The sequence below is a fragment of the Streptomyces sp. NPDC097129 genome (assembly GCF_055668065.1).
Genome location: NZ_JBVOQE010000011.1, coordinates 113841 through 137617, shown reverse-complemented (window position 1 = coordinate 137617; position 23777 = coordinate 113841). Strand labels below are relative to the sequence as shown.

The window sequence follows — 23777 nt, the reverse complement described above, 5'->3', positions numbered from 1 at the left end:
CCCCGGGTCAGTCGTCCTCCCGTTCCTTCTCCGCCAGGTGGATCACGCACACCGCCACCGCGATGAGCAGCGCCGGGTCCGCGTCGTCGCGGATGACGTCGATGCCGTAGGTGTCGCGGACGGTGAGCCAGCGGCGGGAGATCACGGCCAGCAGTTCGCCGTCGTACTCGACGGCGAACTCCCGGTCCAGGATCTTGCCGCTGACGTCCAGCTCCGTGCCGTCGGCCAGTGTCACCCGGTAGTGGTTGCGCAGCAGGGACAGCCGCCGGCGCTTGATCGTCGCCAGGGGCTCGCCGGCCCGCTCGATCACCATCGTGTCGCGCAGGGCGAACATCTTCTGGTGGATGTCGATCAGGACCCGTCCCTGGGTGTCCTTCAGCTCCCAGGTGTCCCGCAGGCGCATGGCCTTGCCGTCGACGAGGAAGACCTTGCTGCCGCGGTCGTCCTCGATCCAGTAGTCGTCGCCGATGCCGAGGAGCCGGTCGTACACGAGGAATCTCATACAGTGAGCGGTTCCCCGGCGGCCCCCGAGAAACGCCGGCGGTAGGCCGACGGGCTGAGTCCGGTCTCGCGCCGCAGCCGCGCCCGCAGGTTGGCGGCGGTGCCCAGGCCGCTGCGGGCGGCGACGACGTCCAGCCGTTCCTCACCCCGTTCGATGAGCCGCCGCGCGAGGGTCACCCGTTGTGCCGTGAGCCACGCCAGTGGTGTGGTGCCGAGCTGGGCCCGGAAGCGCCGGTGCAGCGTGGCCGGGCTGACACGCGCGCGTGCCGCGAGGCCGGCGACCGTGAGCGGCTGGTCGAGCCGTTCCTGAGCCCAGGCCAGGACCGGGCCGAGGGACTCGTCCGGGACGGCCGCCATCGGACGTTCGACGAACTGGCGCTGCCCGCCGTCGCGGTGGGCGGCGAAGACCAGGCGCCGGGCGACGCGGTTGGCGATCTCCGCGCCGTGGTCGCGGCGGACGACGTGCAGGCCGAGATCGAGGGCCGACGCGCTGCCGGACGCGGTGAGGATGTCGCCGTCGTCCACGAACAGCACGTCCGGTTCGAGGCGCACGTCGGGGAACCGTGTGCGAAACGACTGCGCCCACATCCAGTGGCAGGCCGCGCGGCGGCCGTCGAGCAGTCCGGCCTCCGCGAGGGTGAACGCGCCGGAGCAGAAGCCGATGAGCCGGGCGCCCCGGGCGTGCGCCCGGCGCACCGCGTCCAGCACGCGCGGGGCGCGCGGGGTGTCGGTGTCCGGGCGGTTCGGCACGATCAGGGTGTCCGCCTCCTCGGCGGCCTCCAGCCCGGCGACCCCGGTGAGGGTGAAGAACCCGTCCCGCATCCGGGTCACCGGACCGGCCGCGCACAGCCGGAAGTCGTACAGCTCACGGTCCAGTTCCGGGCGGCGCAGGCCGAAGACCTCGATGGCGCAGCTCATCTCGAAGGGGTTGGAGTTCTCGTCGACGACCAGGACGACACGGTGCGAGGATCCTTGCGGCATGTGCGATTCCTAGCACTCGCGCGCACCGCCGGGCCAGACGCAGGATGACGTCATGAGCAGCGAACACGCCCTGAGCGGCGAACCGATTCCCCTGGCCGCCGCCCTCGCCTCCTTCACCGAGCAGTGGAGCCCGCGCATCGTCACCACCGTCAACGACTACGACGTCCGGGTCGCGAAGGTGGAGGGCGAGCACGTCTGGCACGTGCACGACCACACCGACGAGTTCTTCCTGGTCCTCTCCGGCGAGCTGCACATCGCCCTGCGCGAACCGTCCGGTGAACGCACGGTGGTCCTCCCGCAGGGCTCGCTCTTCACGGTGGAGCGCGGCACGGAACACAAGCCGTACGCTCCCGCGCCGACGGAGATCCTCCTGCTCGAACCCACCGGCACGCTCACGGTCGGCGACCGCCACGACGAGGTCCCGGCCCATGTGGACGCGACGACGGGCCACGCGCTGGGCTGACCGTCGCAGACGGGGCGCGGCGCGTGGACGCCGTAGCGTGCGAACCGCAGGCCCGGCCGTGCGGGTCAGACGCCGAAGCCGTCGCTGTAGCCGTCGCGGGTGTGGTGGTGCCGTTCCTCCTCGACGACCGTGGTCGTCGGCGGCGGGACCATGACACGCCGACGACGGGCGATGCTGCTGAAGGTCGAGACGCCGATCAGTCCGACGATCATCAGGATGATGCCGACCAGGTCGAGGTTGACCCCCTGCATGTGCCAGTCGGTCGCGAACGTGAGAATGGCTCCCACGGCGATGAGGATGATGCATCCGCCGAGGCCCATGAGTGTCGCCTCCCTGTCCGGTCCGGTCTTTCCGGCCCGGACAGTCGTGTACCCCGGTTGTCAACCCCCATGCGGGTGGCGGCCGTTCCGGACTCGCGGGCTAGCCCTCCAGGAACGCCACCAGCGCGTTGGCCAGCAGGTACGGGTCGTCGGCGCCGCACAACTCCCGTGCGCTGTGCATGGAGAGGATCGCCACGCCGATGTCGACGGTGCGGATGCCGTGCCGGGCGGCGGTGATGGGGCCGATGGTGGTGCCGCACGGCATGGAGTTGTTGGACACGAACGACTGGAAGGGCACGCCGGCCTTCTCGCAGGCGGCGGCGAACACCGCGCGGCCCGAACCGTCCGTGGCGTAACGGTTGTTGACGTTGACCTTGAGAAGGGGGCCGCCGTTGACACGCGGGTGGTGCGTGGGGTCGTGGCGCTCGGCGTAGTTGGGGTGCACCGCGTGGCCCGTGTCGGAGGAGAGGCAGACGGTGCCGGCGAAGGCGCGCGCCCGGTCCTCGTACGACCCGCCGCGCGCGAACACCGAGCGCTCCAGCACCGATCCGAGCAGCGGGCCGTCGGCGCCGGTGTCGGACTGCGAGCCGTTCTCCTCGTGGTCGAAGGCGGCCAGGACGGGGATGTAGGGCAGCTCGCGTGCACAGACGGCGGTGAGGGCCGCGACCGCGGCGTGCACCGACAGCAGGTTGTCCATGCGCGGGCCGGCCACCAGCTCCCGGTCGCGGCCCAGGTAGGCGGGCGGTTCCACGGAGTGGGTCATCAGGTCCCAGCCGGTGACCGAGCCGCCCTCCAGGCCGGCCTCCTGCTCCAGGAAGGAGATCAGGTCGCCCTCGCGGACGTCGTCGCCCAGGCCCCAGATCGGCTGTGAGTGCCGCTGCTTGTCGAGCTTGAGGCCCTCGGTGCCCACCGAGCGGTCGAGGTGGATCGCGAGCTGCGGGACGCGCAGCAGCGGCCGGTCGACGTTCACCAGGCGGGTGGTGCCGTCACGCAGGGTGAGCCGGCCGGCCAGGCCCAGGTCGCGGTCGAGCCAGGAGTTCAGCAGGGGGCCGCCGTAGATCTCCACCGCGACCTGCCGCCAGCCGTGCGCGCCGGCGTCGGGCAGCGGCTTCACCCGGAGGTTGGGGGAGTCGGTGTGCGCGCCGACGATGCGGAACGGCGTGTGGGGTGCGGCGCCCTCGGGGACGTACCAGGCGACGATGGCGCCGCCGCGCGTCACGTACTTGCCGCCGCTCGTCCCGTCCCAGGCGTCCGTCTCGTCGACCTGCCGGAAACCGGCCTTCTCCAGCCGTGCGGCGGTGCCCGCCACGGCGTGGTACGGCGACGGGCTCGCCGCGAGGAAGGTCATCAGGTCGTCGGTGTGGCCGCGGTCGAAGGGTGTGTCGGCGGCGGCCGGGCGTGAGGGTTCGCTCATGGGTTCACCTTAACGACGGACGAGGGCCCGCTCCCGGCCGAGCGGGAGGGGGCCCTCGTGAGGACTGTGTGGAGGAGGAGGCCGCCGCGAGGGAGGCCTCCGCCGGGTCCGGGCCGCTCCTAGAAGGCGGTCTCGTCCAGCTCCATCAGGTCCAGGTCGACGCCCTCGGCGACCTTGCGGGCGCAGGTGACGCCGGGCAGGACGCTGGCGGCGAAGAACTTCGCCGCGGCGATCTTGCCGGTGTAGAAGGCCTTGTCCTTGGCGGAGGCCGTGGCCAGCTTCTCGGCGGCGATCGCGGCGCCCTTGAGCAGCAGGTAGCCGACGACGACGTCACCGGAGGCCATGAGCAGGCGGGTGGTGTTCAGGCCCACCTTGTAGATGTTCTTGGTGTCCTGCTCGGTGGCGGCGAGGTCGGTCAGCATCAGGCCGACGATCGCCTCCAGCTCCACGGCCGCCTTGGCCAGGTGCTCGCGGGCGCCGGCCAGCTCCTCGCCGCCGGTGCCGAGCGCCAGGAACTTCTTGATGTCCTCGGCGAGGGAGTTCAGCGCGGCGCCCTGGTTGCGGACGATCTTCCGGAAGAAGAAGTCCTGGCCCTGGATCGCGGTGGTGCCCTCGTACAGGGTGTCGATCTTGGAGTCCCGGATGTACTGCTCGATCGGGTACTCCTGCAGGAAGCCGGAGCCGCCGAAGGTCTGCAGCGACTGGGCGAGCTGCTCGTAGCCCTTCTCGGAGCCGTAGCCCTTGACGATCGGCAGGAGCAGGTCGTTCAGCGCGATCTCCGCGGAGGCGTCCTCGCCGTTCGTCTCCTTGATCTGGATCGTGTCCTGGATCGAGGCGGTGTAGAGGACGAGGGCGCGCATGCCCTCCGCGTACGCCTTCTGCGTGATCAGCGAGCGGCGCACGTCGGGGTGGTGGGTGATGGTGACCTTGGGCGCGGTCTTGTCCATGAAGTTCGCCAGGTCCGGGCCCTGCACGCGCTCCTTGGCGTACTCCAGCGCGTTGAGGTAGCCGGTGGACAGGGTGGAGATCGCCTTCGTGCCGACCATCATGCGGGCGAACTCGATGATGCGGAACATCTGGCGGATGCCGTCGTGCTTGTCGCCGATCAGCCAGCCCTTGGCGGGGTGCTGGTCGCCGAAGGTCATCTCGCAGGTGTTGGAGGCCTTGAGGCCCATCTTGTGCTCGACGTTGGTGGCGTAGACGCCGTTGCGCTCGCCCAGCTCGCCGGTCTCGAAGTCGAAGAGGTACTTCGGGACGAGGAAGAGGGACAGGCCCTTGGTGCCGGGGCCGGCGCCCTCGGGACGGGCGAGCACGTAGTGGAGGATGTTCTCCGACATGTCGTGCTCACCGGAGGTGATGAAGCGCTTCACGCCCTCGATGTGCCAGGAGCCGTCCTCCTGCTGCACGGCCTTGGTGCGGCCGGCGCCCACGTCCGAGCCGGCGTCCGGCTCGGTGAGGACCATGGTGGAGCCCCACTGCTTCTCGACCGCGATCTTGGCGATGTGCTTCTGGACCTCGTTGCCCTCCTCGAAGAGGATGCCGGCGAACGCGGGGCCCGAGGAGTACATCCACACGGCCGGGTTGGCGCCCAGGATCAGCTCGGCGTACGCCCAGATCAGGGAGCGCGGCGAGGTGGTGCCGCCGATCTCCTCGGGCAGGCCGAGGCGCCAGTACTCGGAGTCCATGAACGCCTGGTAGCTGTTCTTGAAGGACGCCGGGACGGGCGCGGTGTTGGTCTCCGGGTCGAAGACCGGCGGGTTGCGGTCGGCGTCGGCGAAGGACGCGGCCAGCTCGTTCTCGGAGAGGCGGGTCAGCTCCTCCAGGACGCTCTTGGCGGTGTCGAGGTCCATCTCCTCGAACGGGCCGGTGCCGTACACCTTGTCGCGCCCCAGTACTTCGAAGAGGTTGAACTCGATGTCTCGGAGATTCGACTTGTAGTGCCCCATGGCGACGGCTCCGTTGAGGATTCGGCGAGGCACTGGACTCCTCGCGCCTTTACACGTACCAGCAAGTAGCTACGATGATGCTACCCGTCGGTAATATCGCGCAACCCCGATCCGGGTATCTGTGACCCACCCCTCGCCATGGTGTCAGTACGCTTACGGTCATGTACGGCTACGACCAGAACGGCGCCCAGCAGCAGTACGCCCCGCCGCAGCAGCCGATGGCGGGCGGATACGGGCAGCAGCCGCCGCTGTACCCCGAGCCGTCGCCGCCGTCCCTCGCCGACGCCGTGCGCGCCTTCACCACCGGGCAGATGTCGCCGGAGGACTTCCAGCAGATCTTCGCCACGTCGAAGGTGTACTGCCCGCGCGGCGACACCCCGGGCTTCCTGGCGCTGCACAACACCCAGCAGCCGGTGATCCCGATGTTCACCTCCCTCAAGGAGCTGCGCCGGTACGCGGGCAAGGAGTCCAAGTACTTCGTGATCACCGGCGCCGAGGTGATCGACCTGCTGCCGACCGGCTACGGCTTCGTCCTGGACATGGAGGGCGAGCACCGCATGGTCTTCGACGCGAAGGCGGTCGAACAGATGGTCGACTTCGCGATGCGGCGGATGTACGGCTAGTCGCCCTCGCTTTGCGGGCGGCCGAGTCGCGTTTTCTTTCTCGCGCCGAGGTGCCGCGCCGCCGTGTATCGCTGACGGTGGTCGACCGGGCCGGGACCGGGCGGGATCGGGCGGGATCGGTGCTGCCCGTCGCGCGGCTGCGGGCGCGTCGTGGCTGGTCGCGCAGTTCCCCGTGCCCCTGAGGTGCTGCGGCGGGCCGGGCGGGCGGTGTGGCCGGTGAGCCGGGTCGGTGGTGGGTGCGTAGTCCGGGAATGAGTCCCGGACTTTTTTGGTTCCGGGTGGCAGAAAGTTCAACGCTCAACTAAAGTGGGCGTACCAAGGAGGTACCGACCATGCCTGCAGTGACCGTCGAGAACCCGCTGATGCTCCCCCGCGTGACCGCTCCCGCCGACGCCGTCGCGCGGCCCGTGCTCGCGGTCACCACCGCGCCGGGCGGATTCGAGGGCGAGGGCTTCCCGGTGCGCCGGGCGTTCGCCGGGATCAACTACCGCCATCTCGACCCGTTCATCATGATGGACCAGATGGGCGAGGTGGAGTACGCGCCGGGCGAGCCGAAGGGCACCCCCTGGCACCCCCACCGCGGCTTCGAGACCGTCACCTACATCATCGACGGGATCTTCGACCACCAGGACTCCAACGGTGGCGGCGGCACCATCACCAACGGCGACACGCAGTGGATGACGGCGGGCGCGGGCCTGCTGCACATCGAGGCGCCGCCGGAGCACCTCGTCATGTCGGGCGGTCTCTTCCACGGGCTCCAGCTGTGGGTGAACCTGCCGGCCAGGGACAAGATGATGCCGCCGCGCTACCAGGACATCCGCGCGGGCTCGGTCCAGCTGCTCACCTCGCCCGACGGCGGCGCGCTGCTGCGGGTCATCGCCGGTGAGCTGGACGGCCACGCCGGTCCCGGCATCACGCACACGCCGATCACCATGGTCCATGCCACACTCGCGCCCGGCGCCGAGATCACCCTGCCCTGGCGGGAGGACTTCAACGGCCTGGCGTACGTGCTGGCCGGGCGCGGCAGCGTGGGCGCCGAGCGGCGGCCGGTCCACATGGGGCAGACCGCCGTGTTCGGCACCGGCTCGTCGCTGACCGTCCGCGCGGACGACAAGCAGGACGGGCACACGCCGGACCTGGAGGTCGTGCTGCTCGGCGGGCAGCCGATCCGCGAACCCATGGCCCACTACGGCCCGTTCGTGATGAACACCAAGGACGAACTCATGCAGGCCTTCGAGGACTTCCAGAAGGGCCGCCTGGGCACCGTCCCGGCCGTGCACGGCATGACGGAGGAAGGCCCGCAGGCCTGACGCCCCGTAAGCCGGCGCCCTGAGGCTCTGACGCCCTGTCACCCGGGCGGGCCGTCCCGACGGGACAGCCCGCCCGGCGCGTGGTGCGCTGGGGGCGTGCATCTGCTCCCCGACTCCGCCCGCCGTCTCGCCGCGTGGTGCGCGCTCGCCCTGCTCGTCGCGGGCGTCGGCTGGGTCGGGGTACGGCTGTGCTCCGAGCTGCGGACGGCGGTGACGCCGGTGCTGCTGGCGCTGCTCGGCACCGCGCTGCTGCGGCCTCTGCACCGGCGGCTCGTGCAGGCGCACGTCAACCAATCGCTGGCCGCCGGTCTGACCTGCGTCGCCGTCGTCGCCGTGGTGGGCGGCGCGGTGTACATCGTGGTGGCCGCGCTGATCGACACCGGCGACCAGATCGTCTCCTCCCTCAAGGAAGCCGCCCGGGGGGTCGCCGCCCACTTCGGGGCGGCCGGCACCTCGCTGGACGACCTCGCCTCCCACGGCCGTCAGCTGCTCGGCAAGTTCGGCGGGACCGCCGCGCACAACGTGATCAGCGGGGTCAGCGTGGTCGGCGAGAGCATCGCCATGGCCGTGCTCGCCCTGCTGCTCGTCTTCTTCTTCCTGCGCGACTCCGACAAGGCCGCCGGCGCCCTGCGGTCGCTCGCCCCGCACGGGAGCGGCGACGCCCTGGAGGCGGTGGCCCGCCGCGCCTACCGCGCCGTCGAGGGCTTCATGCGCGGCACCACGTTCATCGCCCTGATCGACGCCCTGTGCATCACCGTCGGTCTGCTGATCCTGCGCGTGCCCGGCGCCGTCGGCCTGGGCGCGCTGGTGTTCGTCGGGGCGTACATCCCCTACCTGGGCGCATTCATCTCCGGCGCGGTCGCGGTGCTCGTGGCGCTCGCCGACCGCGGGTTCGTCATCGCGCTGTGGGCGCTCGGGGTGGTGCTCGCCGTGCAGGTGCTGGAGGGGCATGTGCTGCAACCGGTGATCCAGAGCCGGACCGTGCAGATGCACCCGGCCGTCGTCATGCTCGCGATCACCGCGGGCGCCTCGGTGGCCGGCATCCTCGGCATGCTGCTCGCCGTACCGCTGACCGCGGCCGCGTTCGGCGTCGTACAGGAACTGCGCGAACGCGGCGGCGAGGTGTCTCAGGCGCCGTGAGGCGATCCGCGAGCCGAGGTGGTGGTGCGGCCGGTGGGGCGCCCATGTGCGGATGCGGCCACCGGGGCGCGGACGCAGACTGATCGGGTGAGCGGAACGCACACGAGACGACGTGAGGGCACGGTCGGCGCGGCACGGGCCACCTCTCAGCCGCTGGCGCTCGCGGCCATGATGTGCGCCGTGGCGATGACCTTCATCGACCAGACGATCGTGTCGATCGCCGCACCCGAGATCGTCTCCGAACTCCATCTGACCAGCTCCGGCGTGCAGTGGGTGGTCAACGCCTATCTGCTGTCCCTCGCGGCGTTCTTCGCCCTCGGCGGCCGCCTCGCCGACCTGTTCGGGCCGCGCCGCGTCGTCGTCGCCGGCTCGCTCGTCTTCGTCGTCTCCTCCGTGCTGTGCGGCTGCGTGCCCACCGGCGGCTCCCCGCTGACCTAGCTCGTCGTCTTCCGGGCCACCCAGGGGTTCGGCGCCGCGCTGCTGTTCCCGGCCGCGCTCGCGGTGGTCGTGGCGGTGTTCCCCGTGGAGCGAAGGGGGCGTGCCCTCGCCCTGTTCTTCGGCCTCACCGGCGCCCTGACCGCACTCGGCCCGCTGCTGGGCGGCTGGCTGACCGCCTGGACCTGGCGGGCGATCTTCTGGGTCAACGTGCCCGTCGCGATCGTGGCGCTCGTCCTCACCTGGCTCGCCCGCATCCCCGCCCGCCGCCGCGACGAACCGCTCGACGTGCCCGGCGCGGTGCTGATCGCCGTCGGCATGGGCCTGAGCGTGCTCGGCTTCCAGCAGGCGGCGACCTGGGGCTGGGACTCCGCGGCGACCTGGGGCTGCATCGCCGGCGGCCTCGCCGTGCTCGGTGTCTTCTGCCGCTACGAGCTGGGCGTGCGGCACCCGCTGGTCAATCTGGCGGTGTTCCGCGACCGCGCCTTCTCCGTCGACGTGCTGGTGCTGTTCTTCGCGATGCTGGCGTTCGTCCCGCTGTTCTTCTTCGCCTCGGTCTACGCCCAGATCTCGCTCAGCGCCTCCCCGGACCAGGCCGCGCTGTACCTGCTGTACTTCTTCGCCGGGTTCGCCCTCGCCTCCCAGTGGGGCGGGCGGATCCTGGACAAGCAGGGGGCGCGTCCCGCGATGAAGGCGGGCTGCGTGATCGGTGCGGTCGGGTTCGCACTGTGGGCCGGGAAGCTGACCGACCTGTCCATGCACGACCAGTGGCCCTACGCGGCGCTCGCGGGCGCCGGCATCGGCCTCATCCTCGCGCCGGCCTCGACGGACGCCGTCAACCGCGCGATCGGCGCCTCGTACGGCGAGGTCACCGGGGTCACGCAGACCGTGCGCAACTTCGCCGCGAGCATCGGCCTGGCCCTCTACGGCACCCTGCTGACCCACACGATGACCGATCACGTCACCGACACCCTGCGCGGGCGCGGCATGCCGCCGGACGCGGCGCGCTCGGCCGCCGGGGACGTGGCGGAAGCGGTGACCGGCAACCCCGACGCCACCACCCCCACCGGCGACGGACCGCTCGCCACGACCATGCGCACCGCGATGTCCGCGATCCGCGGGGACTTCGCCGAGGCCAACCAGTGGGTGTTCTACGGCATGGCGATCGCCCTCGGCATCGGCTACCTGTGTGCCCTGCGCCACCCGGGCGGCCGCGCCGGCCGCGCGACGGACCCGGAGCAGCCGCAGCCGCAGAGCGAGGCGGGCACCGAGCAGCGGCCGTCCGGGCAGCGCGCCCAGTAGGCACGCCCGGCAGGTGCGTCCAGCAGGCAGGACCACAGGCACGTCCAGCAGGTACGTCTAGATCTCCAGGTCGTCCAGGTCGTCGAGGTGGCCTTCGAGGTCCGCCACGAGGTCCGCCGCGCCCGCGTCGCTCTCCCTGTCGCTCTTCCCGCCGCTCTTCTCCCCCAGCTCGAACCAGATGCTCTTGCCCTCCCCGCGCGGTGCGACGCCCCAGTTGTCGGCCAGCAGCTCCATCAGGACCAGGCCTCGCCCGGAGGACGCCAGCTCGCCGGGGCGGCGCCGGTGGGGCAGGTCGTCGCTGGTGTCGGTGACCTCCACCCGGATGCAGCGGTCGCCCGGCGCGCCGCCGACCTCGGCGACGAGCAGGGCGTCGGCGTCGGTGTGCACGAGGACGTTGGTGAGCATCTCGGAGACCAGCAGGACCGCGGAGTCGACCTGGTCCGCGCAGGGCCAGTCGTGCAGCAGCTCGCGCAGCTGCTGGCGGGCCGTGGCGATCCGCTCGGGTTCGGCCTGCGCGACCGTCAGCACCGAGTGCCGCACCGGCACCCGTGCGGCGGCGCCGGCCTCGCCCGCCGGGTGCCGGCCGAGCAGGACCAGGGCGATGTCGTCCTCGCGGCGGTCGGTGAGCGGGCCGGTGGTGTGGTGCGAGGAAGGGCCGTGCACGGCCTGGACCAGGGCGTCGGCGAGGGCGTCGAGGGTGCCCTCGTGGGACTCCATGATCGTGCGGACCCGGCCCCAGCCGGAGTCCAGGTCGTGGCCGCCGGTCTCGATCAGGCCGTCGGTGCACAGCAGCAGCGTCTCGCCGGGCATCAGGGTGAGCCGGGTGGTCGGGTAGTCGCTGTCCGGGTCGATGCCGAGGGGGAGGCCGCCCGCCGTGGGCCGGTGCAGCACCGTTCCGTCCGGCATGCGGACCGCCGGGTCCAGATGCCCCGCCCGCGCGGTCAGCACGACTCCGGACGCCGGGTCGACCTCGACGTACAGACAGGTCGCGAAGCGCAGCTCGCCGGGGTCGTCGGTGTGGGTGATGCCGTGGAAGAAGCGGGAGGCGCGCGAGAGGACCGCGTCGGGCCGGTGGCCCTCGGCGGCGTAGGCGCGCAGGGCCGTGCGCAGCTGGCCCATCAGCCCCGCCGCCCGTACGTCGTGGCCCTGGACGTCGCCGATGACCAGGGCGAACCGGCCTCCTCCGGACGGGGTGGCGCCGGGCAGCGGGATCATGTCGTACCAGTCGCCGCCGACCTGGAGGCCGCCGCCGGTCGGGACGTACCGGGCGGCGATGCTCATGCCGGGGATCTTCGGGCCCAGCACCGGCAGCATCGAGCGCTGGAGCCCGTCGGTCAGCTCCCGCTCGGTCTCGGCGGCGCCTGCCCGGGACAGGGCCTGGGCGAGCATCCGCGCCACGGTCGTCAGCACGGACCGTTCGTCGGGTGTGAAGGCGACCGGGTAGGTGAACGCGGCCATCCAGGCGCCCATCGTGCGTCCGCCGGCCGTCAGCGGCAGGAACGCCCACGACTGCCGGTTGAAGCGCTGGGCGAGCGGCCAGGTCAGCGGGTAGCGCGCCTTGTACTCCTGGGGGGAGGACAGGTACACCGCGCGGCCGGTGCGCACCACCTCGGCGGCCGGGTAGTCCGTCCCGAGCGCCATCTGGGCGAAGGGTCCCTCGTCGCCGGGCTGCTGCCCGTGGTGGCCGATGATGGTCAGCCGGTCGCCCTCCGCGCCGAACACCGCGAGCCCGTCCGGGGAGAACCCGGGCATCGACAGCCCCGCCGCCACCCGCAGCACCTCCGCCGTGGAGCGGGCCTCGGCCAGCGCGCGGCCCGCGTCCAGCAGGAACGCCTCCCGCGAGCGCCGCCAGTCGCCGGTCACCGCGCTGCGGCCCGCCGGGGTGCCCGGCGCCGGCTCGGTGACCTCCTGGAGGGTGCCGATCAGCTCGTAGGCCTTCTTCTCCCGGTCGAAGGCCGGCTTGGAGCGGGAGCGCACCACGCGCAGGACGCGGCCGGTGTCGTCCATGATCCGGATGCGCACCTCGGCGAGGGTGCCCTCGGCGACCGCGAGCTGGATGACGCCGGTGATCTCGTTCCAGTCGACCGGGTGCAGGCGGGCGCGCACCTGGGCCTCGGTGAGCACGGCCGGCTCGGGGGGCAGCCCGAGCAGCCGCGCCGCCTCCGCGTCCACGGTGACCTGCCCGGCTGCGGTGTCCCAGTGCCACAGCCCGGTCGCGAGGGCGGCGAGGACCTCCTCCACGGCGGGCAGGGGCTCACCAGTACGCATTGCCCCACTTTAAGAAGGTCTGTTCGGATGCTGCCACCGAAGGGCGGGCAGGCGGGGCCCCCGGGTACCTCCGCGGCGGCCCGCGCGGTCATGGTGGGGAGGCGATCCCGGGGCGGCCGGTACCCTTGAAAAGTCCGGGCACCGGGCCCCGGAGATACCCGATCCGCGAAGACTGGATGAACGACGATGCATCGGTACAGGTCCCACACCTGCGGCGAGCTCCGCGCCACTGACGTCGGCACCGACGTCCGGCTGAGCGGCTGGCTGCACAATCGGCGCGACCTGGGCGGCATCCTCTTCATCGATCTGCGCGACCACTACGGCATCACGCAGCTGGTCGCCCGCCCCGGCACCCCCGCCTACGAGGCGCTGGACTCCATCTCCAAGGAGTCCACGGTCCGCGTCGACGGCCGCGTTGTTTCACGTGGAACCGAGAACGTGAACCCCGACCTGCCCACCGGCGAGATCGAGGTCGAGGTCGCCGAGGTCGAGCTGCTCGGCGCGGCCCAGCCCCTGCCCTTCACCATCAACGCCGAGGACGGGGTCAACGAGGAGCGGCGCCTGGAGTACCGCTTCCTCGACCTGCGCCGCGAGCGCATGCACCGCAACATCATGCTGCGCACGGCGGTGATCTCCGCGATCCGTCACAAGATGGCGGCGATGGGCTTCAACGAGATGGCCACCCCGATCCTCACGGCCACCTCCCCCGAGGGCGCCCGTGACTTCGTGGTCCCCTCGCGTCTGCACCCGGGCAAGTTCTACGCCCTGCCGCAGGCCCCGCAGCAGTTCAAGCAGCTGCTGATGATCTCCGGCTTCGACCGCTACTTCCAGATCGCGCCCTGCTTCCGCGACGAGGACGCCCGCGCCGACCGCTCGCCGGGCGAGTTCTACCAGCTCGACGTCGAGATGAGCTTCGTCGAGCAGGAGGACGTCTTCCAGCCGATCGAGAAGCTGATGACGGACCTCTTCGAGGAGTTCGGCGGCGGCCGCCACGTCACCTCGCCGTTCCCGCGGATCCCGTTCCGCGAGGCGATGCTGAAGTACGGCTCCGACAAGCCCGACCTGCGCGCCAAGCTGGAGCTGGTCGACCTCACCGACGTCTTCGAGAACAGCGAGTTCAAGGCGTTCGCCGGCCAGCACGTGCGCGCGCTGCCGGTGCCGGCGGTCCAGGACCAGCCGCGCAAGTTCTTCGACCAGCTCGGCGACTACGCGGTGTCCCAGGGCGCCAAGGGCCTGGCCTGGGTCCGCGTCGGCGAGGACGGCCAGCTGTCCGGCCCGATCGCGAAGTTCCTCACCGAGGAGAACGTCAAGGTCCTCACCGAGCGCCTCGGCCTGGAGGCCGGTCACGCCGTCTTCTTCGGCGCGGGCGAGTTCGACGAGGTCTCCAAGATCATGGGCGCGGTCCGCGTCGAGGCCGCCAAGCGCGCCGGCCACTTCGAGGAGAACGTCTTCCGCTTCTGCTGGATCGTCGACTTCCCGATGTTCGAGAAGGACGAGGAGACCGGCAAGATCGACTTCTCGCACAACCCGTTCTCGATGCCGCAGGGCGGTATGGACGCCCTGGAGAACCAGGACCCGCTCGACATCCTCGCCTGGCAGTACGACATCGTCTGCAACGGCGTCGAGCTGTCCTCCGGCGCGATCCGCAACCACGAGCCGGAGATCATGCTCAAGGCGTTCGAGATCGCCGGTTACGACCGTGAGGTGACCGAGCGCGAGTTCGCGGGCATGCTCCGCGCGTTCCGCTTCGGCGCCCCGCCGCACGGCGGCATCGCCCCCGGCGTCGACCGCATCGTCATGCTGCTCGCGGACGAGCCGAACATCCGCGAGACCATCGCCTTCCCGCTCAACGGCAACGCCCAGGACCTGATGATGGGCGCCCCGACCGAGCTGGAGGCGGCGCGGCTGAAGGAGCTGCACCTGACGGTGAACAAGCCGCAGCCGAAGTAAGCGGCAGACAGGCGCACGAAGGCGCCCGGGACCTCGTCGGTCCCGGGCGCCTTCGCCGTCACTTGGCGACGAACTGCGTGAGGATCGCCTGCACCTCGTAGATGTCGACGCCCTTGGTGAACGTCTTCTCGATCGGGGCGGCCGTGCCGGAGACCCAGATCTTCAGCTCGGCGTCCAGGTCCAGGTGGCCGGCGGTCTCCACCGAGAAGTGCGTGATGCTGCGGTAGGGGACGGAGTGGTACTCCACCTTCTTGCCGGTGATGCCCTGCTTGTCGACCAGGATCAGCCGCCGGTCGGTGAACAGGATGGTGTCGCGGATCAGCAGGTACGCGGCGTGCACCTGCTCGCCGTGGCCCAGCAGCCGGGCGTACTCCTGCTGCGCCTCGCCCGCGTTGATCGTGTGCGCGTTGCCGAACAGTGCCATGCGGTTCCCCCCACGTGATGGTGATCTCCGTCGGTGATCTCCGGCAATCTATCCGGCCGCGTCGTCGGCGTCACCGGATGAGGCGTCGTCGGGGGAGGCGCCGTCGAGTGAGGGGTCGTCCATCGAGGGGTCGTCCATCGAGGGGTCGTCGGGTGAGGGGGCGTCGGGTGAGGCGCCGTTCTCCAGGAGGCGTTCGGCGATGTCGTCGGACCAGTGCTGGGCCCAGGCGCGCAGCGCGGCGATCTCCTCGACCGGCAGGCCGTACGCCGTGAAGGCGCCGTCCGGGTACCAGTCGGTGCCGGTCAGGCGGGACTGGAGGGTGGGCAGGTCGAAGGGGTCGTGGGCGTGGCGGCGGCCCAGTTCCTCCAGGTCGGGGAAGCCGAAGCGGGCGGCGGCGGCCCGCGCGTCGATCAGGTCGACGGCGGCGCCCCGGTCGTACAGCGCCCGGATCTTGGTGCCGACCGCGTCCTCCAGGGACAGCGCGGGACCGGCGTCGGTCAGCACGGGCGGATGCCGGAACGCCTCTTTGTGCAGGGCCAGCGCGTACTCCTCGCCCGTCGCCGGGTCGGTGACGGTGAGCTGCGCCGACAGCGGCGTCACGGACACGGCGCGCACCTGGCGGCCGCGCGCCTGAAGGGCCGTACGGACGTCGCCCGCGATCCGGTCCATCGGGTCGGGGCTGTCCGTCGCGAGGTCGACGTTGGCGTGCGGGCGGGTCAGCAGGCCGTGGGCCTGGAGGGCGTAACCGCCGGCCAGGACCAGCCCGTGCGGGATGCCGGTGGTGACGGCGTCCGCGAGGAGGCGGTGGTGGGGTGCGGGGAGGTTCACGACGGTCTCATGCTGTCAGACGCCGGGGCCGGGGCGGTGGCGGCCGCGCCGGGCGGACGCGGGACCGCCCCCGGGAGCGGGGCTCCTCGGGGGCGGTCCTGCGTGTCCTACGCCGTCACGCGGTGGGCTTCTCCTCCAGGCGCGGGAAGAGGACCGCGCCCTTCGTCACCGTGGCGCCCGCGGGCAGGCGGCCCCAGTCGGCGGCCTCCTGGACCCGCTGCCCGGCCAGGGCGCCCAGGACGGGCTCCGCGCCCAGGGAGTCCCACAGCTTCTGCGAGGTGTCCGGCATGACCGGGTTCAGCAGGACGGCGACCGCGCGCAGCGCCTCGGCGGCCGTGTAGAGGATCGTCGCCAGGCGGGCCTTGCCCTCCGGCGAGTCGTCCTTGGCGACCTTCCACGGCTCCTGCTCGGTGATGTAGCCGTTGACCTGCTTGACGAAGTCGAAGACCGCGAGGATGCCGCCCTGGAAGTCCAGCTCCTCGCCGATCTTGCGGTCCGCCTCGGCCACCGCCTTGGCCAGCCCGTCGTGGATCGCCTTCTCGGCGTCTCCGTCGGCCGTGGACTGCGGCAGCGCGCCGCCGAAGTACTTGCCGACCATGGCCGCCACCCGGGAGGCGAGGTTGCCGTAGTCGTTGGCCAGCTCGGAGGTGTACCGGGCGGAGAAGTCCTCCCAGGAGAACGAGCCGTCCTGGCCGAAGGCGATCGCGCGCAGGAAGTACCAGCGGTAGGCGTCCACGCCGAAGTGCGAGGTGAGGTCCTGCGGCTTGATGCCGGTCAGGTTCGACTTCGACATCTTCTCGCCGCCGACCATCAGCCAGCCGTTCGCGGCGATCTTCTTCGGCAGCGGCAGGCCCTGCGCCATCAGCATGGCCGGCCAGATCACCGCGTGGAAGCGGAGGATGTCCTTGCCGACGAGGTGCACGTCGGCCGGGAACGTCGCCTCGAACTTCTCCGGGTTCTCGTTGTAGCCGACAGCCGTCGCGTAGTTCAGCAGCGCGTCGACCCAGACGTAGATGACGTGCTTGGCGTCCCACGGGATCGGGATGCCCCAGTCGAAGGTCGAGCGGGAGATCGACAGGTCCTGCAGGCCCTGGCGGACGAAGTTCAGCACCTCGTTGCGCGCGGACTCCGGCTGGATGAAGTCGGGGTTCGCCTCGTAGTGGGCGAGGAGCTTGTCGGTGTACTCGCTCAGCTTGAAGAAGTAGTTCTCCTCGCTGAGGATCTCCACCGGCTTCTTGTGGATCGGGCAGAGCTTCTGGCCGGCGTACTCGCCCTCGCCGTCGAGCAGCTCACCGGGGAGCTTGTACTCCTCGCAGCCGACGCAGTACGGGCCCTCGTAGCCGCCCTTGTAGATCTCGCCCTTGTCGTACAGGTCCTGCACGAACTCCTGGACGCGGTCGGTGTGCCGCTGCTGCGTGGTGCGGATGAAGTCGTCGTTCGCGATCTCCAGGTGCTCCCAGAGAGGCTTCCAGGCCTCGGTGACGAGCTTGTCCGCCCACTGCTGGGGCGTCACCCCGTTCGCCTCGGCCGTGCGCATGATCTTCTGACCGTGCTCGTCCGTGCCGGTGAGGTACCACACCTTCTCGCCGCGCTGACGGTGCCAGCGCGTGAGCACGTCCCCTGCAACGGTCGTGTAGGCGTGGCCCAGGTGAGGAGCGTCGTTGACGTAGTAGATGGGCGTGGAGACGTAGTACGCCTTCCCCGCCTGCTTCTCGGATCCAGTGGCCGCCATGGTCGAAATCCTACTGGGCCCGTGAAGATCGACTCACACGCGTTTCGGGGGGTGGACGCGGTGCGGCCACCCCCCGGGGCGTGCGGTTACGGGCGCCAGGCCGCCAGTACGCCCTCGTAGAGCTCCTTGTCGGTGAGCTCGCGGGGGGCGGGGCCCGCGTGGAAGAAGGACGTGGTGTCCGTCTTCAGCTTGCGGAGGTAGTCGAAGGCCTTGTTGTCGTGCTCACCGAAGGCGACGAAGGAGAAGAACAGGGCGGGGTGGTTCGTCGCCGCGTCCGTGAGGGACTGGGTGGCGGGGGTCTTCGCGTCCGGGGCGCCGTCGGTCTGGAAGACGACCAGGGCGGGGGCGGTGGGGTCCTGCGTCTTGGCGTGCAGGTCGATCACCTGCTGGACCGCGGCGTGGTAGCTGGTCCGGCCCATGCGGCCGAGGGCGGCGTGCAGCTCGTCGATCTTGTTCTCGTGGTCGGTGAGGGTGAGCTCGCCGGTGCCGTCCACCTCCGTGGAGAAGAAGACGACCGGGACCGTGGCCTCGGGGTCGAGGTGGGCTGCGAGGGCGAGGGTCTGCTCGGCGAGGGCCTGCGCGGAGCCGTCCTTGTAGTACGGGCGCATGCTCGCGGAGCGGTCGAGGACGAGGTAGACCTTGGCGCGGGCGCCGGTGAGGTCCTGCTGCTTGAGGGCGGCGCCGGCGGCCTTGTAGGCGGTCGCCAGGGCGGGGGCGGTTGCCTTGAGGCGGGGGAGGGGGGTTGCGGGGGCGTGCGGCTCGGCTTCGCCTTCGGCCGTCTCGTTCCCACCCGCACCGCCCGTGCGGGTTTCGTCGTCGGGTGCGGGGGGCCCCTGCGGGGTGTCCTCGCGGTCGGCGGCCGCGGGTTCGGGGGTGGTGGGGGCGGCCTCGGCTTCGCCTTCGGCCGTGTCGTTCCCACCCGCACCGCCCGTGCGGGTTTCGTCGTCGGGTGCGGGTGGCCCCTGCGGGGTGTCCTCGCCGTCGGCGGCCTCGGGCTCGGGGGTGGCAGCCGGCTCCGCCGCCTCCGTGGCGGTCGCCGCCGGCTCCGGCTCCGTCGCCTCTTCCGTGAGCGGGGCAGGGTCGTCCGCGGGCTGTGCGGGCTCCTGCTTGGCCGGGGTGGCCTCGTCCGCGGGCTGTGCGGGCTCCTCCTCGGACGGGGCGACCTCCTCCACGGTCTCCGTGGGGGCTTCCGTGGCCGGGGCAGGGTCGTCCGCGGCCTGTGCGGGCTCCTGCTTGGCCGGGGCGGCCTCTTCCGTGGCCGGCGTGGGCTCGTCCGTCAGCGGTGCGGCAGCCTCGTCCGCGCTCGGCGGGGGCTCCTCCGCCACCGGTGCGGCAGGCTCCTCCGCGACCGGTGTGGGTTCCTCCGTCGTCGGCTCAGCGGCCTCCTGCGTGGTCGGCGCTGACTTTTCCGCGACCTGCGGCCGCTCCTGCGGTGCTGCCGGGGTCTTCTGCCGGGGGTCCTCCGACGTCGGCTTGTCCGTTGGGCTGGACGGCTTGGGGACGGTGACGTTGTCGAAGGCGGCTGCCACCAGGTCGTGGATACCGCGGGGTTCCGGGATGCGGGGGGTGTCCGGGGTCGCCGTGATCGCCTGGGGAGGCGTCGGGGCCGGGTGGCTGGAAATCGGCTCCGGTGCGGGGTCCGCAGGAGTCGGCGGCTGCGCGGGGACCGTCGCTGCCGGGGTGTGCTCGGCCGTCGTCGGCTCCGTGGGTTCCGTCTGCTTGTGCTCCGTCGGCGCCTCGTGCTCCGCCGTCGGTTCCGCACTCTCTGCCTCGGCCGTGCGCCCCTTGCGTGATCGGCCGAACGCGTTCCGCAGGAGAGTGAGAATGCCCATGTGCGCAACCCTTCGCGTGAGTTGATGCCCGTAGATCCCTGGCCAGGACGGACACGTAAGGTTAGCGGCCCCTGGGGGTGATCTTGGGCAGGGGTGAGCGGGGCGGGAGCCCAGGTGTCAACACCCCGAAGGCCCCGGCGGGTTCACCCCCGTTCACCCGGTGGCAGTGCTTCCGCGTGCGCAGGACCCTACCGTCACGATCACCCCAAGGGCACGCAAGGGGAGAGTAAAGTGCGCAAGCCGCTGTCGCTGCCCGGCACCGGGCGTCAGCGCGTACGTCGGTGAGGAGATCGGCGTCTGATCCGTCCGCCGCGACGGCCCGGCGTCCGGCGCCCCCGTCGCGCCTGGGAGAACGCGAGCGCCGCGGCGGTGTTTTCCAGCCACTCCCGGTACGCCGGGGACTGGAGCGCCGCCTCCCAGTACGCCTCCCGCACGCTCTCGAACAGCGTGCCGCCCAGCCCCTGTTCGACGCGGCGCAGCTGAGCGCTCAATGGCCCCCGGAGAGTCAAGCGGAAACCAGGGTTTCACCGGGGTTCAACTACCGGCGTGCAGGGTGATGTCGGTGACGAGGGCGCGGTGGTCGCTGCCGGCCAGTTTCAGGAACTGGGCCCGGGTGACGGAGAAGTCGCCGGACAGCAGCACATGGTCGATCTGCACACCGAAGACGGGTGCGGTGCGGGACGGCCAGCTCGGGGCGCGGTCGTGTCCGGCGAGCCGGGCGGCGTCGTACAGGCCGGTGTCGAGGATGCGGCGGAAGGCGGCGTGGTCCTGGGAGGCGTTGAAGTCCCCGGCGATGACCGTCGGCGTGCCCCGGCCGGTCGCGGCGAAGTCGCGCAGCCGCCCCAGCTCGCGGCGCCACGGCCCGAGGCCGCCGGGCACCGGCGGCATGGGGTGCGCGAGCTGGAGCCGTACGGCGTGCCCGTGGACGTCGGCGACCGCGCCGGGCATGCCCATGGCGGCGGGCACGCCGGCGGTGGCGGTGAGCGGGAAGCGGCTGAAGATGACGGAGCCCTGGGAGCCGGTGCCGTCCACGGACTGCCGGTACGGGTAGGCGGTGGCGAGCTCCCGGCGCAGCGCGGTGTCACACCGTACGGAGTCGCACTCCTGTACGAACACCACGTCCGGCCGGTGCTGCCGGACGGCCGCGAGCAGGGCGTCGGTGGCCCGGCCGAACTGCGTGTTCGACGTCAGGACGCGGAACGAGGCGACGGCCGGCCCGGCGGGCTCGCTGTCCTTGCCGTACGGCTCGATGAACCAGGCGAGCAGCGCCAGCAGGATCACACCCCACACCACACCGCTCCACCACCGGCCCAGCAGCGCCAGCAGCAGCCCGGCGCCGGTCGGCGCCAGCAGCCACGGCAGGAAGGCCAGCAGCTGCGGCACGGGCGTGACGGCGTCGGTGTCGGCGACCCGGCACCCGACCAGGACACTCACCCCGGCCAGCAGCAGTCCCGCGAACCAGGCGCTCATCCGCGACCCCGAACCGCCGGCGCGGCAATGCCCGGCGGCCCAGGTGTCCACGTCACGGGAAGACGCGCACGACCTCGATGCGCCCCACGATGTGCGCGTTGAACTCGTCCAGTTCCTCGGCAGGCACCCACAGCTCCAGGATCGTCTCTCCACCGGCCTGCCGCACGGGGTAGCGCTCCAGGAACGCGCTGTCCACCGCGAACCGGGTCACATAGCCGGAACCGGACGCCGGCACGTTCCAGTCCCGGGCGATCCGGACGGAGGGGGCCGCCCGGATGCCTGCCAGCGGTTTCCCGCCCTCAGACGGCGGCCGCGGCGTCCACCTTGGCCAGGAACGCGCCCAGCGCCGCGTTGAACTCCTCCGGGCGCTCCAGGTTGGGCAGGTGGGCCGCGCGGTCGATCACCACCAGGGTGGAGTCGGGGAGGGCGGCGTGCATCGCCTCGGCGTCGGCGACCGGCGTGTACGTGTCGTCGGCGCCGACCACGACCAGCGCGGGCACGGTCACCCGGGTCAGCAGGGCGCGGTAGTCGGGGCGTTCGGCACGGCCGCGCAGGGCCGCGGCGGCGCCCTCGGGCGGCGCGGACGTCATCATGCGGTGCACATGCGCCTTGACGGCCTCCGCCGCGTACGGCGCGACCATCTTCTCCAGCACCTCGTCGGCATAACCGCGCATGCCGTCGCGCAGCAGACGGTCGGCCATCGCGTTGCGCGCCGCCTTGCCCTCCGCGCTCTCCGCCGCCGGGAACGTGTCGGCGAGGACCAGGCCGCGCACCCGGTCGCCGAAGCGGTCGTAGCACTCCATGGCGATCTGGCCGCCCATGGACAGCCCCGCCAGGACGAAGCCGTCCACGCCCAGCTCGTTCAGCAGCGCCTCGATGTCGCGGGCGAAGACGGACAGCGGGGTGCTGCCGGGCACGACCGGGGAGGCGCCGTAACCGCGCAGGTCGGGGACGATCACCCGGCGGCCGGACGCGAAGGCGGCGGCCTGCGGGGCCCACATCGTGCGGTCGAAGGGATGACCGTGGACGAGGACCAGGGGCAGCCGCGAGGAGTGCGCGCCGTGGTCCTCGTAGGCGAGGAAGGGAGGCATGGCAGCGACCCTAGGAGCGGCCGGCTTCTCGGGGCAATAAAATCTTTGCCCTCGGTGCAATGAGAGGAGCGGGCGTGCAGGACTACCGGCGGATCGCCGACCGCGTGGCCGCCGACATCACCGCGGGTCGGCTGAGCCCGGGCCGGCGACTGCCGCCGCAACGCGCGTTCGCCCGCCGCCACGGGATCGCCGCGTCCACCGCGGAACGCGTGTACGGCGAACTGGTCCGGCGCGGGCTGGTGGTGGGCGAGGTCGGCCGGGGCACGTTCGTCCGGGCCGCCCCGGCGCCGCCCGGCGGCCGCGCGCTCGCCGAGGAGGCCACCGCCGCGCCGGTCAACCTGGAGCTCAACTACCCGGTCACCGACGGCCAGGCGGAACTCCTCGCCCCCGCCCTCGCCGCGCTCCTGCCCCCCGGCGCGCTCACCGAGGCGCTGCGCCCGGCCGCCGCCGACGGCACCCCCGAGGCCCGCGCGGCCGCGGCCGACCTGCTCGCCGTGCCCGGCTGGCGGCCCGACCCCCGGCAGGTGCTGTTCACCGGCAACGCCCGCCAGGCCATCGCCGCCGCGCTGGTCTCGCTGGTCCCGCCGGGCGGCCGCGTGGGCGTCGAGGAACTGACCTACCCGCTGGTCAAGGACATCGCGGCCGGCCTCGGCCGCCGGCTCGTCCCGTTGCTCACCGACGCGCTGGGCGTGCGCCCGGACGCGATCGCGGCGGCGCACCGCTCCGCTCCCCTGGCCGCGCTCTACCTCCAGCCGACGCTGCACAACCCGACGTCCGCCAGCATGAGCGGCGAACGCCGCGAGCAGGTGGCCGCCGTCATCACCGACCTGCGCCTTCCGGTGATCGAGGACCGCATCTGGTCCTTCCTGCGCCCCGCCCTGCCGCTGGCCGCGCACGCGCCCGGCCTGGTGCATGTCGTCGACGGGCTGTCCAAGCGGGTCGCCCCCGGCCTGACCGCCGGTTTCCTCGTCGTCCCGCCCGGCCGGGCCGCCGCCGTGGCCGACGCGGTGCGCGCGGGCGGCTGGAGCGCGGGGCGCTTCGCGCTTCAGGCGGCGGTGCGGTGGGCCGGGGACGGGACGGTGACCCGGCTCGTCGCGGCGAAGCGGGCGGACGCGGCGCGGCGGCAGCGGCTGGTGCGGCGGGAGTTGGCGGGGTTCACGGTGCGGGCGGATCCGCGGGCGTGTTACGCCTGGTGGGAGCTGCCGGCGCCGTGGCGCGCGGACACCTTCACGGCGGCGGCCGCGGCGCACGGCATCGCCGTCACCCCGGGCACGGCCTTCACGGTGGCGTCCCGCGCGACCCCGAACACGGTCCGCCTGGGCCTGGCCTCGGCCCCGGAACCGGACCTGAGCAGGGCCCTACGCATCCTCGCCGAGCTCGCGCGGACGCGTCCACCGGGGGTTTGCTTGCCCGACGGCGCTGACTGACACCCGGCGTCGTGGCGAGCGGGCACGCGACCGGCGTTGGACAAGTGCCCGGTGCTGCGGCTGGCCGGGGGTGGGTGCGCTCACCGGCGCTGGCGGGGTGCCCGGGGCTGCGGCTGGCCGGGGGTGGGTGCGCAGCCCGGCGCGACGGGGCGCCTCCCCCAAGCTCTTCGAGCAGGGGGTACCCCCAGCCCACCCGTGCCGCCCCAGGCGGCACGCATGCCCGCGGCTTGGCTGGACCGGACTGCCCCCCGCAGCTGAGCGGGACGAGGCATCCGCCACGGCGTTGGTGCACCCGCCCGCGGCGGGAAGGGGACGGGGTG

At 72.1% G+C, this 23777-nt stretch carries 18 protein-coding genes and 2 pseudogenes; 7 read left to right on the top strand and 13 right to left on the bottom strand.

Annotation, left to right across the window (positions count from 1 at the left end; genetic code table 11):
* Nucleotides 1-7: 7 nt before the first annotated feature.
* Together AC0B9F_RS28670 and AC0B9F_RS28665 are read right to left on the bottom strand one after the other, a co-directional pair.
* The gene (locus AC0B9F_RS28670; RefSeq protein WP_471182121.1) at nt 8-502 is read right to left on the bottom strand and encodes an LURP-one-related/scramblase family protein; all 495 of its coding nucleotides are present in this window, start codon (nt 500-502) and stop codon (nt 8-10) included.
* Nucleotides 499-1482: a GlxA family transcriptional regulator gene (locus tag AC0B9F_RS28665; RefSeq protein ID WP_472007450.1), complete on the bottom strand. Its 984-nt coding sequence runs from the start codon at nt 1480-1482 to the stop codon at nt 499-501. The genes AC0B9F_RS28670 and AC0B9F_RS28665 overlap by 4 nt, the downstream gene beginning before the upstream one ends.
* Before the next feature lie 52 nt (nt 1483-1534).
* Here AC0B9F_RS28665 and AC0B9F_RS28660 point away from each other — a divergent pair, with 52 nt between their 5' ends.
* A complete protein-coding gene (locus AC0B9F_RS28660; RefSeq protein ID WP_472007448.1) occupies nt 1535-1945 on the top strand; it encodes a cupin domain-containing protein in 411 nt (136 codons plus the stop codon).
* A 65-nt stretch (nt 1946-2010) separates the two neighbouring features.
* Here AC0B9F_RS28660 and AC0B9F_RS28655 read toward each other — a convergent pair whose 3' ends face one another.
* The 3 genes from AC0B9F_RS28655 to AC0B9F_RS28645 form a co-directional block, all read right to left on the bottom strand.
* On the bottom strand, nt 2011-2265 hold the full coding sequence (locus tag AC0B9F_RS28655; RefSeq protein WP_472007446.1) for a DUF6458 family protein: 255 nt from the start codon (nt 2263-2265) through the stop codon (nt 2011-2013).
* 100 nt (nt 2266-2365) lie between these two features.
* Nucleotides 2366-3679 carry a M18 family aminopeptidase gene (locus tag AC0B9F_RS28650; protein ID WP_472007444.1) on the bottom strand — a complete coding sequence of 438 codons (1314 nt, stop codon included), beginning with the start codon at nt 3677-3679 and terminating at the stop codon, nt 2366-2368.
* A 119-nt stretch (nt 3680-3798) separates the two neighbouring features.
* The gene (locus AC0B9F_RS28645) at nt 3799-5625 is read right to left on the bottom strand and encodes an acyl-CoA dehydrogenase (protein ID WP_472007742.1); all 1827 of its coding nucleotides are present in this window, start codon (nt 5623-5625) and stop codon (nt 3799-3801) included.
* Between the two features lie 161 nt (nt 5626-5786).
* Between AC0B9F_RS28645 and AC0B9F_RS28640 the strand changes: the two genes are divergently transcribed.
* The 4 genes and pseudogenes from AC0B9F_RS28640 to AC0B9F_RS28625 all read left to right on the top strand — a co-directional run bounded on the left by AC0B9F_RS28640 (nt 5787) and on the right by AC0B9F_RS28625 (nt 10435).
* Nucleotides 5787-6248 carry an SseB family protein gene (locus AC0B9F_RS28640; protein ID WP_363265242.1) on the top strand — a complete coding sequence of 154 codons (462 nt, stop codon included), beginning with the start codon at nt 5787-5789 and terminating at the stop codon, nt 6246-6248.
* A 332-nt stretch (nt 6249-6580) separates the two neighbouring features.
* The gene (locus tag AC0B9F_RS28635; RefSeq protein WP_472007442.1) at nt 6581-7558 is read left to right on the top strand and encodes a pirin family protein; all 978 of its coding nucleotides are present in this window, start codon (nt 6581-6583) and stop codon (nt 7556-7558) included.
* A 96-nt stretch (nt 7559-7654) separates the two neighbouring features.
* Nucleotides 7655-8698 (top strand): AI-2E family transporter, encoded by a 1044-nt coding sequence (locus tag AC0B9F_RS28630; protein WP_472007440.1) that lies wholly within the window; start codon nt 7655-7657, stop codon nt 8696-8698.
* A 168-nt stretch (nt 8699-8866) separates the two neighbouring features.
* Nucleotides 8867-10435, top strand: a pseudogene (locus tag AC0B9F_RS28625) (MFS transporter).
* A 57-nt stretch (nt 10436-10492) separates the two neighbouring features.
* Here the strand turns inward: AC0B9F_RS28625 and AC0B9F_RS28620 are convergent.
* Complete coding sequence (locus AC0B9F_RS28620) at nt 10493-12703, bottom strand: SpoIIE family protein phosphatase (protein ID WP_472007439.1); 2211 nt, start codon at nt 12701-12703, stop codon at nt 10493-10495.
* 186 nt (nt 12704-12889) lie between these two features.
* On the opposite strand from AC0B9F_RS28620, the gene aspS reads away from it, so the two are divergent.
* Complete coding sequence (aspS, locus tag AC0B9F_RS28615) at nt 12890-14653, top strand: aspartate--tRNA ligase (RefSeq protein ID WP_472007438.1); 1764 nt, start codon at nt 12890-12892, stop codon at nt 14651-14653.
* 58 nt (nt 14654-14711) lie between these two features.
* Here aspS and AC0B9F_RS28610 read toward each other — a convergent pair whose 3' ends face one another.
* From AC0B9F_RS28610 to AC0B9F_RS28580, 7 genes and pseudogenes are all read right to left on the bottom strand, one after another.
* Nucleotides 14712-15077, bottom strand: coding sequence for a PH domain-containing protein (locus AC0B9F_RS28610; protein WP_472007436.1), 366 nt, complete (start codon nt 15075-15077; stop codon nt 14712-14714).
* 48 nt (nt 15078-15125) lie between these two features.
* Nucleotides 15126-15905 (bottom strand): hypothetical protein, encoded by a 780-nt coding sequence (locus AC0B9F_RS28605; protein WP_472007435.1) that lies wholly within the window; start codon nt 15903-15905, stop codon nt 15126-15128.
* A 115-nt stretch (nt 15906-16020) separates the two neighbouring features.
* Complete coding sequence (gene metG / locus AC0B9F_RS28600; RefSeq protein WP_472007434.1) at nt 16021-17637, bottom strand: methionine--tRNA ligase; 1617 nt, start codon at nt 17635-17637, stop codon at nt 16021-16023.
* Between the two features lie 86 nt (nt 17638-17723).
* On the bottom strand, nt 17724-19469 hold the full coding sequence (locus tag AC0B9F_RS28595) for a VWA domain-containing protein (RefSeq protein ID WP_472007432.1): 1746 nt from the start codon (nt 19467-19469) through the stop codon (nt 17724-17726).
* Nucleotides 19470-20003: 534 nt separating this feature from the next.
* A complete protein-coding gene (locus AC0B9F_RS28590; RefSeq protein ID WP_472007430.1) occupies nt 20004-20939 on the bottom strand; it encodes an endonuclease/exonuclease/phosphatase family protein in 936 nt (311 codons plus the stop codon).
* 52 nt (nt 20940-20991) lie between these two features.
* Nucleotides 20992-21279, bottom strand: a pseudogene (locus AC0B9F_RS28585) (hypothetical protein); the annotation flags it as partial.
* A complete protein-coding gene (locus tag AC0B9F_RS28580) occupies nt 21239-22030 on the bottom strand; it encodes an alpha/beta fold hydrolase (RefSeq protein WP_472007429.1) in 792 nt (263 codons plus the stop codon). The gene AC0B9F_RS28580 and the pseudogene AC0B9F_RS28585, both read right to left, overlap by 41 nt.
* A gap of 74 nt (nt 22031-22104) precedes the next feature.
* On the opposite strand from AC0B9F_RS28580, the gene AC0B9F_RS28575 reads away from it, so the two are divergent.
* Nucleotides 22105-23457, top strand: coding sequence for an aminotransferase-like domain-containing protein (locus tag AC0B9F_RS28575; protein WP_472007427.1), 1353 nt, complete (start codon nt 22105-22107; stop codon nt 23455-23457).
* Nucleotides 23458-23777 lie beyond the last annotated feature (320 nt).